At 58.3% G+C, this 13,840-nt stretch carries 17 protein-coding genes; 9 read left to right on the top strand and 8 right to left on the bottom strand.

All coding sequences use genetic code 11. The annotated features are described in order from the left end of the window. Nucleotides 1–28 precede the first annotated feature (28 nt). From tnpA to ACV7NL_RS24340, 3 genes are all read left to right on the top strand, one after another. The gene (gene tnpA, locus ACV7NL_RS24350) at nt 29–400 is read left to right on the top strand and encodes an IS66-like element accessory protein TnpA (protein ID WP_463357339.1); all 372 of its coding nucleotides are present in this window, start codon (nt 29–31) and stop codon (nt 398–400) included. After that, nucleotides 397–621 carry an IS66 family insertion sequence element accessory protein TnpB gene (tnpB, locus tag ACV7NL_RS24345; protein WP_463357338.1) on the top strand — a complete coding sequence of 75 codons (225 nt, stop codon included), beginning with the start codon at nt 397–399 and terminating at the stop codon, nt 619–621. Before tnpA ends, tnpB begins: the two co-directional genes overlap by 4 nt. Before the next feature lie 135 nt (nt 622–756). Then, nucleotides 757–2,172: a calcium-binding protein gene (locus ACV7NL_RS24340; protein WP_463357337.1), complete on the top strand. Its 1,416-nt coding sequence runs from the start codon at nt 757–759 to the stop codon at nt 2,170–2,172. 57 nt (nt 2,173–2,229) lie between these two features. Here the strand turns inward: ACV7NL_RS24340 and ACV7NL_RS24335 are convergent, their stop codons facing one another. From ACV7NL_RS24335 to ACV7NL_RS24325, 3 genes are all read right to left on the bottom strand, one after another. Continuing rightward, nucleotides 2,230–2,916: a recombinase family protein gene (locus ACV7NL_RS24335; RefSeq protein ID WP_463357336.1), complete on the bottom strand. Its 687-nt coding sequence runs from the start codon at nt 2,914–2,916 to the stop codon at nt 2,230–2,232. 46 nt (nt 2,917–2,962) lie between these two features. Next, the gene (locus ACV7NL_RS24330; protein ID WP_463357335.1) at nt 2,963–3,637 is read right to left on the bottom strand and encodes a hypothetical protein; all 675 of its coding nucleotides are present in this window, start codon (nt 3,635–3,637) and stop codon (nt 2,963–2,965) included. Nucleotides 3,638–3,698: 61 nt separating this feature from the next. Further along, nucleotides 3,699–5,264, bottom strand: a complete 1,566-nt coding sequence (locus tag ACV7NL_RS24325; RefSeq protein WP_463357334.1) for a restriction endonuclease — start codon at nt 5,262–5,264, stop codon at nt 3,699–3,701. A gap of 701 nt (nt 5,265–5,965) precedes the next feature. Between ACV7NL_RS24325 and ACV7NL_RS24320 the strand changes: the two genes are divergently transcribed. Continuing rightward, nucleotides 5,966–6,637, top strand: coding sequence for a nucleotide-binding protein (locus ACV7NL_RS24320; protein WP_463357333.1), 672 nt, complete (start codon nt 5,966–5,968; stop codon nt 6,635–6,637). Nucleotides 6,638–6,648: 11 nt separating this feature from the next. Continuing rightward, nucleotides 6,649–6,948, top strand: coding sequence for a hypothetical protein (locus ACV7NL_RS24315; protein WP_463357332.1), 300 nt, complete (start codon nt 6,649–6,651; stop codon nt 6,946–6,948). A gap of 362 nt (nt 6,949–7,310) precedes the next feature. Here the strand turns inward: ACV7NL_RS24315 and ACV7NL_RS24310 are convergent, their stop codons facing one another. From ACV7NL_RS24310 to ACV7NL_RS24300, 3 genes are read right to left on the bottom strand one after another with little or no spacing between them, the layout of a single operon-like run. Then, nucleotides 7,311–9,017, bottom strand: coding sequence for a DUF2326 domain-containing protein (locus ACV7NL_RS24310; RefSeq protein ID WP_463357331.1), 1,707 nt, complete (start codon nt 9,015–9,017; stop codon nt 7,311–7,313). Continuing rightward, the gene (locus ACV7NL_RS24305; RefSeq protein ID WP_463357330.1) at nt 9,007–9,246 is read right to left on the bottom strand and encodes a hypothetical protein; all 240 of its coding nucleotides are present in this window, start codon (nt 9,244–9,246) and stop codon (nt 9,007–9,009) included. The genes ACV7NL_RS24310 and ACV7NL_RS24305 overlap by 11 nt, the downstream gene beginning before the upstream one ends. After that, nucleotides 9,239–10,186, bottom strand: a complete 948-nt coding sequence (locus tag ACV7NL_RS24300) for an SMEK domain-containing protein (RefSeq protein WP_463357329.1) — start codon at nt 10,184–10,186, stop codon at nt 9,239–9,241. Before ACV7NL_RS24300 ends, ACV7NL_RS24305 begins: the two co-directional genes overlap by 8 nt. 542 nt (nt 10,187–10,728) lie before the next feature. Between ACV7NL_RS24300 and ACV7NL_RS24295 the strand changes: the two genes are divergently transcribed. Further along, nucleotides 10,729–11,283, top strand: a complete 555-nt coding sequence (locus tag ACV7NL_RS24295; RefSeq protein WP_463357328.1) for a recombinase family protein — start codon at nt 10,729–10,731, stop codon at nt 11,281–11,283. A 10-nt stretch (nt 11,284–11,293) separates the two neighbouring features. Here ACV7NL_RS24295 and ACV7NL_RS24290 read toward each other — a convergent pair whose 3' ends face one another. Continuing rightward, on the bottom strand, nt 11,294–11,686 hold the full coding sequence (locus ACV7NL_RS24290; protein WP_463357327.1) for a hypothetical protein: 393 nt from the start codon (nt 11,684–11,686) through the stop codon (nt 11,294–11,296). Between the two features lie 281 nt (nt 11,687–11,967). Between ACV7NL_RS24290 and ACV7NL_RS24285 the strand changes: the two genes are divergently transcribed. Together ACV7NL_RS24285 and ACV7NL_RS24280 are read left to right on the top strand one after the other, a co-directional pair. Next, nucleotides 11,968–12,243, top strand: coding sequence for a hypothetical protein (locus ACV7NL_RS24285; protein WP_463357326.1), 276 nt, complete (start codon nt 11,968–11,970; stop codon nt 12,241–12,243). A gap of 37 nt (nt 12,244–12,280) precedes the next feature. Next, a complete protein-coding gene (locus ACV7NL_RS24280; protein ID WP_056483213.1) occupies nt 12,281–12,487 on the top strand; it encodes a hypothetical protein in 207 nt (68 codons plus the stop codon). A 74-nt stretch (nt 12,488–12,561) separates the two neighbouring features. Here the strand turns inward: ACV7NL_RS24280 and ACV7NL_RS24275 are convergent, their stop codons facing one another. Continuing rightward, nucleotides 12,562–12,849, bottom strand: a complete 288-nt coding sequence (locus ACV7NL_RS24275; RefSeq protein ID WP_463357325.1) for a hypothetical protein — start codon at nt 12,847–12,849, stop codon at nt 12,562–12,564. 324 nt (nt 12,850–13,173) lie between these two features. Here ACV7NL_RS24275 and ACV7NL_RS24270 point away from each other — a divergent pair, with 324 nt between their 5' ends. After that, nucleotides 13,174–13,695 carry a Ros/MucR family transcriptional regulator gene (locus tag ACV7NL_RS24270; RefSeq protein WP_056483210.1) on the top strand — a complete coding sequence of 174 codons (522 nt, stop codon included), beginning with the start codon at nt 13,174–13,176 and terminating at the stop codon, nt 13,693–13,695. The last annotated feature ends 145 nt before the right edge of the window (nt 13,696–13,840 follow it).

Raw genomic sequence — 13,840 nt, 5'->3', positions numbered from 1 at the left:
GCGCTGTATCGGTCCTGTGTCTGGACCTATGACGAACGCTCCTCACATCGTCGTCGCAGGAACGCGACGGAGTTGGTCGCCCGAGCAAAAGCGTGCGATCCTCGCCGAGGCGGATGATCCGACTGCCACGGCCTCCGAGGTGGCACGCCGGCACGGGCTTCATTCCAGCCTGCTGTTCCGCTGGCGACGTGCCCTGCGGGCCGGAGCGCTTGCACCGACGGCGGCGTCCCGCCCGAGCTTCATCCCGCTTGCGCTGCCGGCTCCACCCTCCAGCGTCCGGGACGAGCCGCTCCGTCCCGGCGCCATCGAGATCGAGCTGGCCGGTGGTCATCGAGGGCGCGTCGAGGCGTGGGCTGAAGTCGACCTCCAACGCGTGATCGCGGCGCTGCTGGGACGATGATCCCGGTCCCCTCTGGTTCCCGGGTCTGGCTGGCGACCGGCCACACCGACATGCGCAAGGGCTTCGACGGCCTGGCCAGCCTCGTGCAGGATCACCTCGCGCGTGATCCGTTCTCGGGACAAGCCTTCGCTTTCCGTGGTCGACAGAGGCATCTGATCAAGGTGCTGTGGTGGGACGGCCAGGGCAATCACCTGTTCGCCAAGCGCATGGAGACGGCCTGATTTGCGGTAACCTACCTAAAAGTCACCGTTAAAAAGATTGTGTTATCACCCGACAAGTTGCATTTTGTCCGCTTGGTGGGAATCGATGTTAGTAGCCTTCCGAAAAGTGACACAAAATAAATCAGGAGAATTTCAATGGTCCTTTTTTCGGAGGAATACCTTGCATCCCCTTTGTATAATAGCTTCAACAATCATGGTTCGCCTATATCAATTACCGTAGGAGTTGAGGCACGTCTGGGAACCAGCTTAGGTAGAAGTAAGATTGATGGTTTGCAGTTGTTCACTGGCATTGGTCATATCATAGAGAGGCCTGTATATGATTCCATTTCAGGAGACACCGGCGTCGATTATTATTATGTTGCAGACAAGCCAGGATACGATACGTTTTTTGTTCGTGATTGGCATGGACCTGGTGGTATAATTTCCAACGTTACTGTTTTGAATTACGATGGGTCCCTTCCAGAGCAGCATGCTCCCATTGCTCAGAGCGACCATATCGTCATACGCCAATTGGACGCTTTCACCATTAGTCCTACGACGCTCGGCACAAATGATTTTGATCAAGATGGCGATTTTGTAAGTATCAATGGCTTCCACTCTCTAACAAAGAACCTGTTTGAGGATGTTGTGTTGCCGGAAGGACTCGCATTTTATTCAGGAGTACCGAATACGGGAGGGTGGATAGACTCTGGATATTACGGTATTTCTAAGTTTTCATACAGTATCATCGATAGTCATGATAACGTCAGCAACGATGCTGTTGTTACTCTCGAAATTATTGGAACACATAGCACGAGCACCCAAGATATTATCGGCACAGGAGCAAACGAGACGTTTGATTTTACGCTGGCCGATCACTTCGTGGACATCGGTGCTCTCGGCGGCAACGACATTGTGCGTGGCAGTACGTTCGCCGACAGTCTGCGTGGCGGTGACGGCAATGATCAGATCGGCGGCAAAGATGGTGATGATGCCATTTACGGCGACGATGGCGACGACTCGCTGTGGGGCGATACTGGGAACGATCTGATCGAGGGCGGTGCAGGCCTGAACTTTATAGACGGCGGTGCCGGCAACGATCTCCTCCGCGGTGGTAGCCTCAAAGATACCATTCTCGGCGGCACTGGCGACGATCAAATCGGCGGCAAAGGCGGCAATGACTGGATCGACGGTGGGGATGGCGTGGACGTCATCTACGGCGACGAGGGCAACGACCTCCTATTCGGTGGCGCCGGGAACGACGCTCTGAACGGCGGTGCAGGTAACGACATCTTGGTTGGCGGAATGGGTGCCGATCGGATGCGTGGTGGCGCCGGCAATGACACCTACGTGCTGACCCGTGGTGAAATCCAAGGTGACCGCATTCTAGATTTCGACAATCCCGGTGCTTTCGCCCGTGATAAGCTCGATATTCGTGGTTACAACGCGGACGCCACACTCGCCTATTTGGGGGGCGGAACATGGAAGATCGCGGATGGTAGCATCGCCGAGACCTTTTCTATCGATGGCGTAACGAGCCTTAGCCAGCAAGATTATTTCTTTGCTGTGTAGTCGAACCAGGGCAATGCCCCCGTTCACTCTTTCTGTTTTTCGGCGTCATTGTACGCCTTAGCTCGAAATACGGGTCAAAACCCTTTGTACCTGGGTGGCGGACCACGGCTTCCCTCGCGGGGTGTGAATGCCGCGATCGTTTAAGCCGGCTGCGATTTCACGAAGGGATACAGCGCCGGCGTCTCGAACTTCCGTGATGATTGGCGCCAGGTCGAGAGCCCGCGCATTAGCGTTTTTGATCCGCACGGCCTGGCCATTTGCGCACCCAACATCGCGATTTCTCAAATTGCCGGGGTTTCCGAGTTTCTGACCACGCGCTTTCGCAACGGCCAGGGCCTTTTTCGTTCTGTCGCTGATAAGCCCCGCCTCAAGCTCTGCAACAGTCGCCATCTGCTGGAGCAAAAATCGACTGGTCGGCCCCTCGATGCGAGGTAGGTCACAAAATCGAACCGGAACGCCCGCTTCCAGGAGTTTGGACAGGAAGGCGACGCTTCGCGTTAAGCGGCTGACATTTGCCACGACCAGCGCCGCGCCCATGACCCGACACCGCGCGAGAGCCTTTGCCAATTCAGGCCGATCGGCCGCCTTGCCGCTTTCAACCTCTACGAATTCGCCCACAAGGCTCAAGGAGCCGCCGTTAAGAAAATCGGCGACCGTCTTACGCTGGGCGTCGAGTCCAAGGCCTGAGCGCCCTTGGCGGTCCGTAGAAACCCGGATGTACGAGACGTATGATCCCTCAGCCACAACATCACTCCCCAACCGCCCGTCTGACATCACCTTAAACGAGCGTTCAACGAAAAAACGGCGAGCTTAAAAACCAATCCTTCCAAGCTTTAATCGTCTCAGATGCATCCTTCGGTTTTGGGGCACCCGGCCTATCACCTAGTGATTCGTGATAGGCAAAGATCGCGGCGGTGTGATTTAATGTAACTATAAATGCCGTAACCGAGAAAAATAAAGATATTACAATACATACTGCAGCTTTATAATTGAAGTACTCAAAATCGATTTGATATAATCCTGCAAAACTAAGTATGAGTCCTGCCGTGGCCCTAAAAACAAGGTATGGAGCAACTCCTACTTTATAAGATTTGAAGGCAATTGTTTCGTTGGGTTTGTATAAGGTTAGGACAAAGTCAGGGTCAACAGCTAAGAATGATCCTGTTCTTTTTGAAAGTTCAACTTTTCTTTCTAGGGCAAGCAATATTAAAGAACTATATAGAGAGCTTTGTATCACAGCTAGTGTCATAAGCACAGACGCAAGAAACAGAAGATACGATGTAATATTACCTGTTCCAGAAATGTATTTTGATGAGGAAAGACCTATTATTGCACCAACAACAGTAGCCATGACAGCAATTATTTTTTGGTCTGCCTCAGACCAGGCTGAAATCTGTTTATTTACTAATTCATTTTCTGACTTGAGCCATTCAAATAGCATCTTGTCGCGCTCGCCAGGATCCACGATGAGACCTTTTTTTGAGGTAATGGTTGGTACTAAGGACTGGCGTCTTGAAGCTGCCTGCTTAGGATGAGAGATCGGTATTAACCCAAGTGTCTGGTGCCTGAATCTTCGCCTCGATGCCAGCATGCTCGGACAGAAGCGACAGCAAGTTGCCTCCGCTGATCAGCTCGATTGGCTTGCCGTTAGCGAACTCGAAGGCAGCCTTGCCGTAGCCGCTCGTAGCTACCAGGATGCCCTTCGAGGCTCCTTCGTTGAGCATGGTGCCGTAGAGGTCCCGCACGGCGCTCACGCCCACCGTGTGCTTGTAGCGCTTGGCTTGGATTACGACCTTGCCGCCGAAGATAGGGCGCTGGTCAAAGGCAACGCAATCGACCCCGCCGTCCCGCGAGGATTGCGTCAACCGCGCCTCCAGGCCCATGGCTTCGAACAGGTTGGTGATCAGTGACTCGAACTCGCTCGGTGTCAGCTCCATCAGGTTCGGCCGACTGTCGAGGGTCGAGAGCACGTCGGTCTCGTCGATGAAGCGTTTGTCGACCATGTTGATGTCGACGATCGGCTTCACGGCCACGAGTTCGGAAGGATGGCCGGAGACATGGGCGCGGAGCTGCCGCAGGCACACGGCCGGCTCAACACGTTCCAGGTGGAGCTCCGCGAACTGCTCGGCTGACATGCGGACGGAAACGAGGCAGGGGCGGATCGGACGCCCCGTAGCCTTATCGATTGTCGAGACGAAGATGCTGACAACGGCGACCTCGACAACCTGCTCTATATCCGATGCGAACACCTCATGAAGGAGGCGCAGGGCCGTCTGGGCGAGAACGCTCCCATAAAGAGCCTGGCGGGATTTCTCGCTCCGCTTGGCCTCTACGATCTCATCGTTCGTCTTGACGTAGCGATACCTCTCGACGGTAGGGATGGCCTCGTCCATAGGCGGAATTTCGTAGTCGACCACCAGCTGCTTGGACTCGGGCACGAAGGCGATGGTGTGCTCCTGGGGGAAGCTGTCGGGGTACTGAGAGCGCTGGAAGACAGCCTCGAAGTAGGCGATGACGCCTTCAGCCTCGCCGACGCAGTAGGCGTCCCTGAAGGCGGAGATCTCAGCGTTATGCTGGTCGGCCTCGGCCTGCAGCTGGGACAGCGCAGATGTGCGGCGTTTCCTGATTCCCTCGAAGTCGTTCATCAAGCCGGCGTGCTCGGCCTCGGCCTTCGCCGAGAGCTTCCGGTGCCGGCCCTGTGCCCCTGGCATCAGCCTCCCGAAAAATCCAGGGGGCGGTGGCATTAGCGCGGCAAGCATGGGCACCTGCGGCAGCTTCAAGGACGAATCCTGATCGAGATCCCTGTCGCTGACGTACCGCTGAAGCTGGTCGAAATTGATCGACAGATCTCGAGCAAGCGCGCTCTCAAGGATGCCGCTCAGCTCCGTAATCTGCTCTGCGAGCTGGTCGTTCTCGGCCTGGGTCTCCTCTAGCCGGGCTTCGAAGTAGGCCTGTCGCTCAAACTTTTCTAGTCGCTTCACATCCTGTACGGCGGCTTTCGCGTACCTAACCCTGGCGCGCTCCTGAGCCTTGCGTGTCCGCTCGGCCTCTCTCGCCATCTTGTTGATGGTGCTGACAAACCCCCGAGCCAACGTGTCCTCCCAATCTTTGGTCGGAAGATGCGATGTGCGCCGTAAAATTGTCGAGTTATTTTGTGGGCGTCTGGTTGCCGGCCCCACGGTTCTTCACTCTGCCCCGCTGGGGTACGTTCAGGGGGCCTGTCGCAAAGATTTTTGCCGCAGAAAATTATGCTCTCAGCGTGGGTGCACCCTGGCTCGGTGGGGCGGTGTCGACCAAGTCAGACGGCTTCATCGACCCTTGTAAAGTGGGTGGGCAGGCGCCGAGTTGGCCTTGCAACGTCCTGTTCAGAGAAGATTATTTCGGACAGCGAATGTTTGCGACAGGCCCGTCCTGAGTCGCCTTGGCCTCGGACGGATGGCGCCGGTCCGAGCGTTGGAAGACCTTCCCGTACTGCCGGATGGTCCAGGCGTACTGTCCTTTCCTTCCAGGAACGGGCTGCACTTCGAGGCTGTAGGGGTGCGTGTCGGAGGAGTTCGCGGTCATACCGGTGCTGCTCTGATGGATTCCCGGCAGGGCCGTTACATGCAGTGCTGTAACGTCGGCAACATCACAGACTGCGACGTGAAGGTGCGTCACTCCTCATGACGTCAATGAAGTCATTTTACGTCACGGCCTGTCACAGGATGCCGAGCAAAGGCCCTTAAGGTCGAGTTAACGGTTTGATGGGCATTTGAGCCGTGTCGCGGCAGGTCGAGCCGCCCGGAGGCACGCCATGCCGGTTCTCGTCATCAGCAATCCCAAGGGCGGGACGGGCAAGAGCACCACGTCCCTCGTGCTCGCGACGACGCTCGCGCGCCACGGCGCGAGCGTGACGGCGTTCGACTGCGATCCGAACCGCCATCTCGTCGCCTGGAAGGATGGTCCGACCCAGAACAAGGTCGAGATCGTCGGACATGCCGACTCCTCAAACATCGCCCGCATGCTCAAGGCCGAAGCCAGCCGGCAGCAGTTCGTCATCGCGGATCTCGAAGGCACGGCGTCGCTCATGGTCGCCTCCGCGATCCTCGCGGCCGACCTGGTGATCATCCCGACGCAAGGCTCGGCGATGGATGCGTCCCAAGCTCGGCGCGCCATCAGCTTCATTGACGATCAGGCTGCCGCGGTCGGCCCCCGGCCGTACCGCGTGCTGTTCACACGGACGAAGCCTGGCTTCGCGACCCGCGACGAGCGCGTGATCCGGGAGACGATGGTCGGATCTGGCATCCCCATGTTCAAGACCGACCTTGCGGAGCGCGCCGCCTACCGCTCGATGTTCACGTTCCGGCAGAGCCTTGAGGAGATGGACCCGGCGGCGGTCAACGGCCTGGATAAGGCCCTGGAGAACGCTGACGCCCTGGCAGGGGAGGTAGTCGAGAACCTCCGCATCAACCGCCAGGCTGCCTGAGGGATCGCCCTATGAACCGTCCTATCCCCGCTGGCCTCACTGGCCTCTCTGACTTCCGCCCCGCTCAGGCCTCTGAGCCCCAGGCTGCCCCGGCTCCTGCCGCACGTGCCATCGCCGAGGCGCACGGCTTTGTTGAGCGCAATCCGCAGACAATCCGGAAGCGCCGCAAGCCGATCGAGGAGCCTACCTACTCTTTCACAGCTCGCGTCAGCGTTCGATCAGCCAACGAGTTCATCGAGTGGTGCGAGCGCGAGCGCATGTCCTACCGCGAGGGCTTCGACCGGCTCGTAGCCAAGATCGAGAGGGCCTGAGCCGTGATCACGGCAACCCTCATCGGGATGATGACGGCGGTCCTGACCGTGGCGTTAGCTGCCGCACTGGCAGGGGCAATCAGTAGTCCGGAGGGGCAATGAGCAAGAAGCGACGCGGCCGTTCCGACTTCGATCCGCTGACCGAGGCGCAGCTCCTGGCTGGCCGTACTACGGCCCGGCGTGTTCTGCTTCAGCCCTCAGCCGTACAGAACCTTGGCGAGCTGCTGAACGCGATCGACCACGTGGCTGAGGCTGCGACGGGGGAGCGGAGTTTCTTGCACCTGAAGCTTAATCCAGCCGTTTAGCCGTCGACAAAACGATAAATTTTCGGATTTGCTCGCTAAAAGACAAAGTATACCAAGTCAGGATCGAATTTCCTGGTACTGATCCTTCAGAAACCTGTCGGTTTTTGTGAACCGAGCTCGGATGTACGGATCGACCATGTCCGTCAACTCGTACTCCGCCTCAAGGCGGTCCGAGTTCAGTGTTAAGATGTACTGGCGCGTGCGCAGCGCCGGGTCTTCTAGAATGAAGAGCAAGCTTCGCTTCAACGTGTCCTGATCGACCTCAAACACGTTGTCGTGGACAAGAAAGCCAGGATGGCGAAGCGAAGTGTCTGGGTTGGTGAGCAACGCGTAGTCGTAAATAAATACCTTCTCGCGGTTAATGCTGTGGCTACCGTCGTCGTCGATACGCATCTTTAGCTCAACGACTTGCTTATTCGTTGTCACCTCAATATCGAAGGAAGCGATGCGATTTCCTTGGATGAACTGGTGCATGTCTAAAACGGTGTCTTCGAAGGACGCAATCGTTCGCCGGTTCTCAGCAACGTTGGCCTGCATGTCGACCAGTAATCCTGCACGCTCACTCTTCAGTTTTTGGATCTCGATCTTGAGTTTGTCGTACTGCCCGATAAACGCGCGCAGCTGCGCTGCCTCCTCGCTCTTAAGGCGATGAGCGGCATAAGTCTGTCGAAGGTTCTTCAGTCCTCCTTCTTGGTCAAGAACCCGAAGCAGCTTGGTATACTCCCGCTCAAGCGACTGGAGTTCCACCGTAGCCTGTCTGCGCTCGGCTTCCAGGGCAGAGACCTTCCGCGAAAGGACCTTATTCTGGAAGCGCTCAATCTCGGCTCTGAACCCGAGAACCTCGGAGAGGTCCCGTGAGACCATGTCACCGAGGCCTGCCTTCAGTGTGTCGTAGAAAGCTCTGACGTCGTCCTCATCCAGCTGGTGGGACTGGCTAATGGGCTTCATGCGCGTGATCGCGGATATCGCTATGCCGCGGCGATTGCGCAAATCCTGGATCCTCAGTTCGAGGTCCAGCATGTCGTTCTTGACGAGCTCGTACCCGGCCGTGTTCTCCAGCTTGTCGATGTCCTCTGCGATCGCGCGCACATCAGCGTCGAGGCCATTCATGAGGGCACGTGCCTGCGCCATGGTTTCGCCATTCGTCAGTAGGGCGAAGTTGTCGGAGATCCCTTTCTGCTCCTTATTTTTCGCGGAGGTAATCTGCGAGTTGAGCTTCAGGTTGTCGTAAATGCGCGTGTCGATCCCGAACAAGTACAAGTGCGGTTTATAATTGTCCGGTATGCGCAAAGAGGTGTCGTAGCATCCCGCCAACGTCTTGAATTCCGACCTCTCGTCCCTGATGAGAGGGCCGAGCATCTCTCGGAAGGAGGGTGCGCTGTCGATGTCGCCGAACAGAAGCGATGAGAGGTGCGCTGCTGCGTGCTCGACTTTGTCGAAGAGTATGGAGCTTTGGGGACCTACTAGCTCAGGCATCTCGGCACAGGCAGGGGAGCGCCGTAGGGTATAGATTTCGCCGCCGAGCTCGAATTCGACGCATATCAGCGTTTTTGGATCGAGATGGGACTCCGGGATCTTCATGACCCGGCTCTCGGACTTCCGCTTCAAAAGTGCAAAGTTCAGGAACTCAACACAGAGCGACTTACCAACCCCATTGTTCTTGGAGCTGGTGTCGTCCCGTTCGCCGAGAACAAGGTTCAGTCCAAGCCCGAACTCGATGGAGTCGAACGTGACAGGAACGGAGTAGAGCCGCCTAAGCAGCATTCTGCACCACGTACGATCCGTCCATCCGGACGAGGCCTACTGCGAAGAGGAACAGGAGTCCGTAGTAGAGGCGGCCGGCCTCGAACCACTTTTCGCCGGCATGGCGGTCGGCAATGTCGAAAACGCTCATGCGGTTCTGCCCGCTGTCGCGCATCTCCTTCAGGATCCTGTATCCGACGATCGCAGGCGATGACTCAAGATCCTCGCCGGTCGTGAAGATATTAGGCATCAGCCTTTGTCCTGTTCGGGAAGACGTTACACTCGATAAGCTTGGCGAGGAGGAAAAATTCGACGGCTCCCTCATCGTAGTCGACCTCGGCTTGTGCGAGCAGAGTACCGAGATCCTTGACCAACATGGAGATGGCATCGACTGGGTTCCCGCCGCACTCGTTCAAGCGCGCGTCGCTCCGCCCCTTCAGGTAAATATGCATCCGCCGGACTGACACGGCTGTGAGCCCGCAGCGCGCCTCGACGTCGCTTAAGAGTTTGCCGTATTCTGGGAATAGGTCGGTGAAGCGGTCCATCAGATAATCTGAATGGTCGGCGAACCGGCGATACACCTTCCTCTCGGGATCAGGCGCCTGAGCGAAGCTGCCATCGGGCATGACGACCTCCTGCGAGCACAGGAATTCTAATAGGCTTACGACTGTGTGGACTTCGCGCGGGACTGGCTCAGGGTCGGAGAAGCGGAGGTTTCTGCCCAAGAAATCGACGCACTTCTCCAGGCGATCGAGGTCCATGTCGTTGAGGTCTCGCAGAAGGGTGGACGTGTCCCACACATCGCGCGAGGGGTCGAAATCTTTGCCCGATGCGAACACGCGGACAGCTCCAGACTTTGACTTACTGGCCCCCATAACCAGCACGATCAGCCTATCAAAGCGTTTGTCGAGGCCGTTATCGACGAAGCTCCGTACAGTTTTTGTGACCTTGCCCGCCCCCTCCTGGGATGTGACCTGCACACAGACGCGACCGGGCTCGTCGGCAAGGTCTATCGCCGGGAAGTTGGCACGGATCAGGTTCGCGTTCACGAGTCCGAACCCGTAAGCGAGGTTGAGGAAATCGCGATAAAGGTTCTCTGCGTGGACGTTGGTGTCGAGGAGGTTGAGGCCCGCCACCCCCTGAACCTGGAGGTGCAGCAGGGACAGCAGGTTGCTGGCCCTGTTGAACAAATCCCGTCTTCGCATAAGTCCTCCGCGACCAACGGAATTTGTACCCAACTGACCGGCGGATGTCATGCCTGCCGGGGAAGTATCACGGCTTTCACACCGGAAAGACGCTGGCTCTCGGCGCCGGCGGGGCAAGCACCAGGCGCGTCGACAGCCTTGGCTAGGAGGTTCCCGTGCCTTGCCCGAGATTACCCCAACAAGGTATGCAAATAAGGAAACGAACGCTTAATTCGGCTGCCTTGCCATACATACTAGGCGTGAGGAAACACGACATCAGGCGAATGCCACCGACAGCTCGCCGATCTGAGTGGCGTAGCCTAGCGTCCGCATTCCCGAACTCCGTGGGTCACGTGTGCTTTTTGGTGAGCCAAGCTGGGGCCAACACGTACCTCGTAAATTTATGACCGCGCCCGGCTATCTCATGTTCCACTAGACCTTGCCCTTGTGGAACGTTCCAGTCAGGCAGCGACCGGTTCCACAGACCTAGGGTTTGATTTCTGGAACGCGTCCAGCCACTAGGTCTCAGACCCTAGTGGGACGCAAACATGCTCGTCGGATACGCCCGCACGTCGACCTTGGAACAGGAAGCCGGCCTGGAGGCCCAAATTCGGGCGCTGACGGCACTCGGATGCGAAAGGCTATTAAAGGAGCAGGTCTCGTCTGTAGGCCAGCGTGCGGCCTTATACGAGGCTCTTTCGTTCTGCCGCGACGGCGACACCCTGGTGGTGACGAAGCTCGATCGCCTTGCACGGTCCGTCACCCATCTCGGCAGCATCCTCTCGGAGCTCGAAGCAAAGGGTATCGCCCTCCGGATCGAGAACCTAGGCGTGGATACCTCGACCCCAACCGGCAAGCTGATGCTCAACGTCCTTGGCGGCGTCGCGCAGTTCGAGCGAGAAATGATGCTGGAGCGCCAACGCGAGGGCATCGCCAAGGCCAAGGCAAAAGGCGCCTACAAAGGTCGGAAGCCGACTGCACGTGCCAAGAGCGCAGAGATCAAGGCGTTAGCGGCCGAGGGCCTATCCATGGCCGCTAACGCGGCGAGGCTTGGCATCGGCAAGGGGTCCGTGCATCGGGCGCTGAGCGCAAAGGCTGAGTGAGAGGGTCCGCCTACGACGTAGCGGCGGATGCAGTTCCGCTTCCGTTCAGGGTCGCGCCTCGCTCACGGATCAGCGCCTGCTCTCGGCGGTTGAGGTCTTCGAGAAGGACGTTCTCAAGGATCGTGAGGACGACCATGCGTCCCTCGGAGGCCGCCGTAGCCAACTCGCGGTGCACCTGGCGGAAGCCCTCTGGCGATGCCTTGCGGTAAGGACGCTTATCGAGGATGCGTTCGACGTTGGCGCGGTACTCACGCATCGGGCGGCTCCGGCGCGTGTATTTGCCTACATAGCGTCGGATCGAGCCATCCGGGTATGTGATCGCCCACTCGTAGATGCCGGGCTTGTCGAGGGTAACGCCCTCCGGGATCTCGACCTTAGGGTTTAGCCGGTACTCTCTCGCCATTCGCCTGACCTACCACGAACGTCCGAGGGAGCAACTCTGCTCCAGCAAAGAGGCGCCTCGTTTCCGAGACGCCTGACAATACCTACCGTCCTCGAAGGAAGAAGAACCAGACCAGGATCAGGACGGGGATCGGAACGCCCAAAAGCCACAGTAAGCTACCCGTCAGCATGTTCTTCTCCTTGGTACTGCTTCTGCAACCTCGTGGTACGAAGATCCGTTCCTAGGAGCACAGCTCGCATCGAGCGGCCATCAGACCGATCACCTCTAGCCGGAAGTCCGTGATGAGCCGTCCCCGTCGCGTTGCTCTGCCCTGGTACGCCGCGGAGCACTACGAGGCGCTTCGCCAGAGCCTGTCTGATGGCGGGAAGCTGCCAGTGCAGTACGAGGCTTGGCGGGCTTCCACCGAACAGGTCGAGCGAGAGGTGCAATGCAGCGGCGTCGAGGTCGTGCGCGTGCCGATCGAACCGGGCGTGTTCAGTGCATGGTGCGAGATCGCGGGCTTGCCTTCCGACGGTGCTGCCCGGGCCCGGTACGCTGCTGAAGCTCTGGAGCGCTGAGCGCTCCAGAGCAGGAACCACGAAGCAGGAGACGCATATGCGCGAGTTGTACGCCAGTTCGAACGGGGATCGCTGGGACCTGATGGTCGACGCCTCCTCAGGCCACACCTTCGTGCGTCACACAGCCAATGAGCCGTCAGGTGGGCACTTGGTCGACATGGCTCTGCCGATCTTCCTCAGCCTCGATAGCGGCGGCCCCGAGCACCAGGCTCTCTGGGGTTTGATCCGGACGCTTGTTGCGTAACCGAGACGCAGAACGAAGAAACCCGCCTCGGCCGGAGCCAGGCGGGCGAAGGATCGTTGAAGGCCTATCGGGCTCTACAGGCCGCCAGCACCACCTGAGCCGCCGCCAGCGCTGCCTGTGCTGCCGGCCCGTGACGGCTGGGCTGCATTGCCACCCGCAGCAGAGTTCGAGGTGATCGTGTCGGCTCCGGTAGCGCCACGCGATCTAACCCGGGTTGGACGGCCGCCCGTGTTGTTCTGCATGCTGGTGACGACGCCGCCCCGCTTCTTGGTCCGCGAGCGTGCGTCAGCCTCAGTGCTCATCTGCACGAGGACGAACGAGGACAGCGCTATGGCGCAGGTCGAAAGCATCAGCGTTTGCATGGTTACTCCTGAGGTTCACAGGATGAACTCACGGCAAGCCAAGAGTTTCCGACGTACCAAGTAGCGCTCGCTTCCTTGAAACGAGTGAGCCCGTCCGGCGCGACACCGAACGGGCTCAAAGAGCTTGACCTTCTCTGGTCTCATCCCGGTCCGAGACCGGCAACCGCAGCTCTCAAAGAGCAGAGGCACGCTCCGCGGTAGCGGACCCTACGATCTAGATGTGACGAACATCTCTACATTGGAGAGGGGACCTAATCAATGTGTTTGCCCGCGGCGCAGATCACAGTAAGGCATTGCGAGATCATCAGGCCATAAGGATTTCACGTGCTCGACACACCCGAAGAAAACGCGCTCCAAGAAACCGCCGTCGATTACGTGGATATTACCGCCGACATCGTCTCGGCCTACATCGCCAACAACTCCGTCCGGCCTGCCGAACTGAGTGAGCTGATTGCCTCCGTGCATCAGACGCTCAAGGGTCTGGGCGGGCCTGCTACGCCAGCCGCGGACCAGATCGAGAAGCCGACCCCAGCTGAAATCAAGAAATCGATCACGCCCGATGCCCTCATCAGCTTTGAGGACGGCAAGCCCTATAAGACGCTACGCCGCCACCTTACGATGCGAGGATTAACGCCTGAGGCCTACCGAGCGAAGTACGGTCTCTCACGCGATTACCCGATGACCTCGGCAACCTACTCGGCGCATCGTTCCGAGCTTGCTCGTTCGCTGGGGCTCGGACAGCAGCGGAGAGGCTGGAGCAAGGCTGCTGAGCCAGATGGGACAGTCTCAGAAGCGTCGGCCGAGCCGAAGAAGAAGAAGGCTGGACGAGCAGCTAAAGCCTCATGAGTGAAGTCAGCTGTCGGTAGGTATGTGACCGCCAAGCGACAGTCGATGTTTTACCTTTGTTCCACAGGTGGAAGGCCTCGCGCGGCGCCGTGCATGCAGGCAGATATGGTCGGAGCACACCCGCTTCTGGTCTCCTCCCATGCTG

This window comes from Methylobacterium sp. Ger2507 (assembly GCF_055231875.1).
This window is presented reverse-complemented; position numbering and strand designations above follow the sequence as displayed.

Coding starts and splice junctions, on each gene's coding strand:
- tnpB (WP_463357338.1), top strand. CDS start 397: ATGATCCCGGTCCCCTCTGGTTCCCGGGTCTGGCTGGCGACCGGCCAC.
- tnpA (WP_463357339.1), top strand. CDS start 29: ATGACGAACGCTCCTCACATCGTCGTCGCAGGAACGCGACGGAGTTGG.
- ACV7NL_RS24340 (WP_463357337.1), top strand. CDS start 757: ATGGTCCTTTTTTCGGAGGAATACCTTGCATCCCCTTTGTATAATAGC.
- ACV7NL_RS24280 (WP_056483213.1), top strand. CDS start 12,281: ATGCGCGAGTTGTACGCCAGTTCGAACGGGGATCGCTGGGACCTGATG.
- ACV7NL_RS24290 (WP_463357327.1), bottom strand. CDS start 11,686: ATGGCGAGAGAGTACCGGCTAAACCCTAAGGTCGAGATCCCGGAGGGC.
- ACV7NL_RS24295 (WP_463357328.1), top strand. CDS start 10,729: ATGCTCGTCGGATACGCCCGCACGTCGACCTTGGAACAGGAAGCCGGC.
- ACV7NL_RS24285 (WP_463357326.1), top strand. CDS start 11,968: ATGAGCCGTCCCCGTCGCGTTGCTCTGCCCTGGTACGCCGCGGAGCAC.
- ACV7NL_RS24320 (WP_463357333.1), top strand. CDS start 5,966: ATGCCGGTTCTCGTCATCAGCAATCCCAAGGGCGGGACGGGCAAGAGC.
- ACV7NL_RS24310 (WP_463357331.1), bottom strand. CDS start 9,017: ATGCTGCTTAGGCGGCTCTACTCCGTTCCTGTCACGTTCGACTCCATC.
- ACV7NL_RS24275 (WP_463357325.1), bottom strand. CDS start 12,849: ATGCAAACGCTGATGCTTTCGACCTGCGCCATAGCGCTGTCCTCGTTC.
- ACV7NL_RS24305 (WP_463357330.1), bottom strand. CDS start 9,246: ATGCCTAATATCTTCACGACCGGCGAGGATCTTGAGTCATCGCCTGCG.
- ACV7NL_RS24315 (WP_463357332.1), top strand. CDS start 6,649: ATGAACCGTCCTATCCCCGCTGGCCTCACTGGCCTCTCTGACTTCCGC.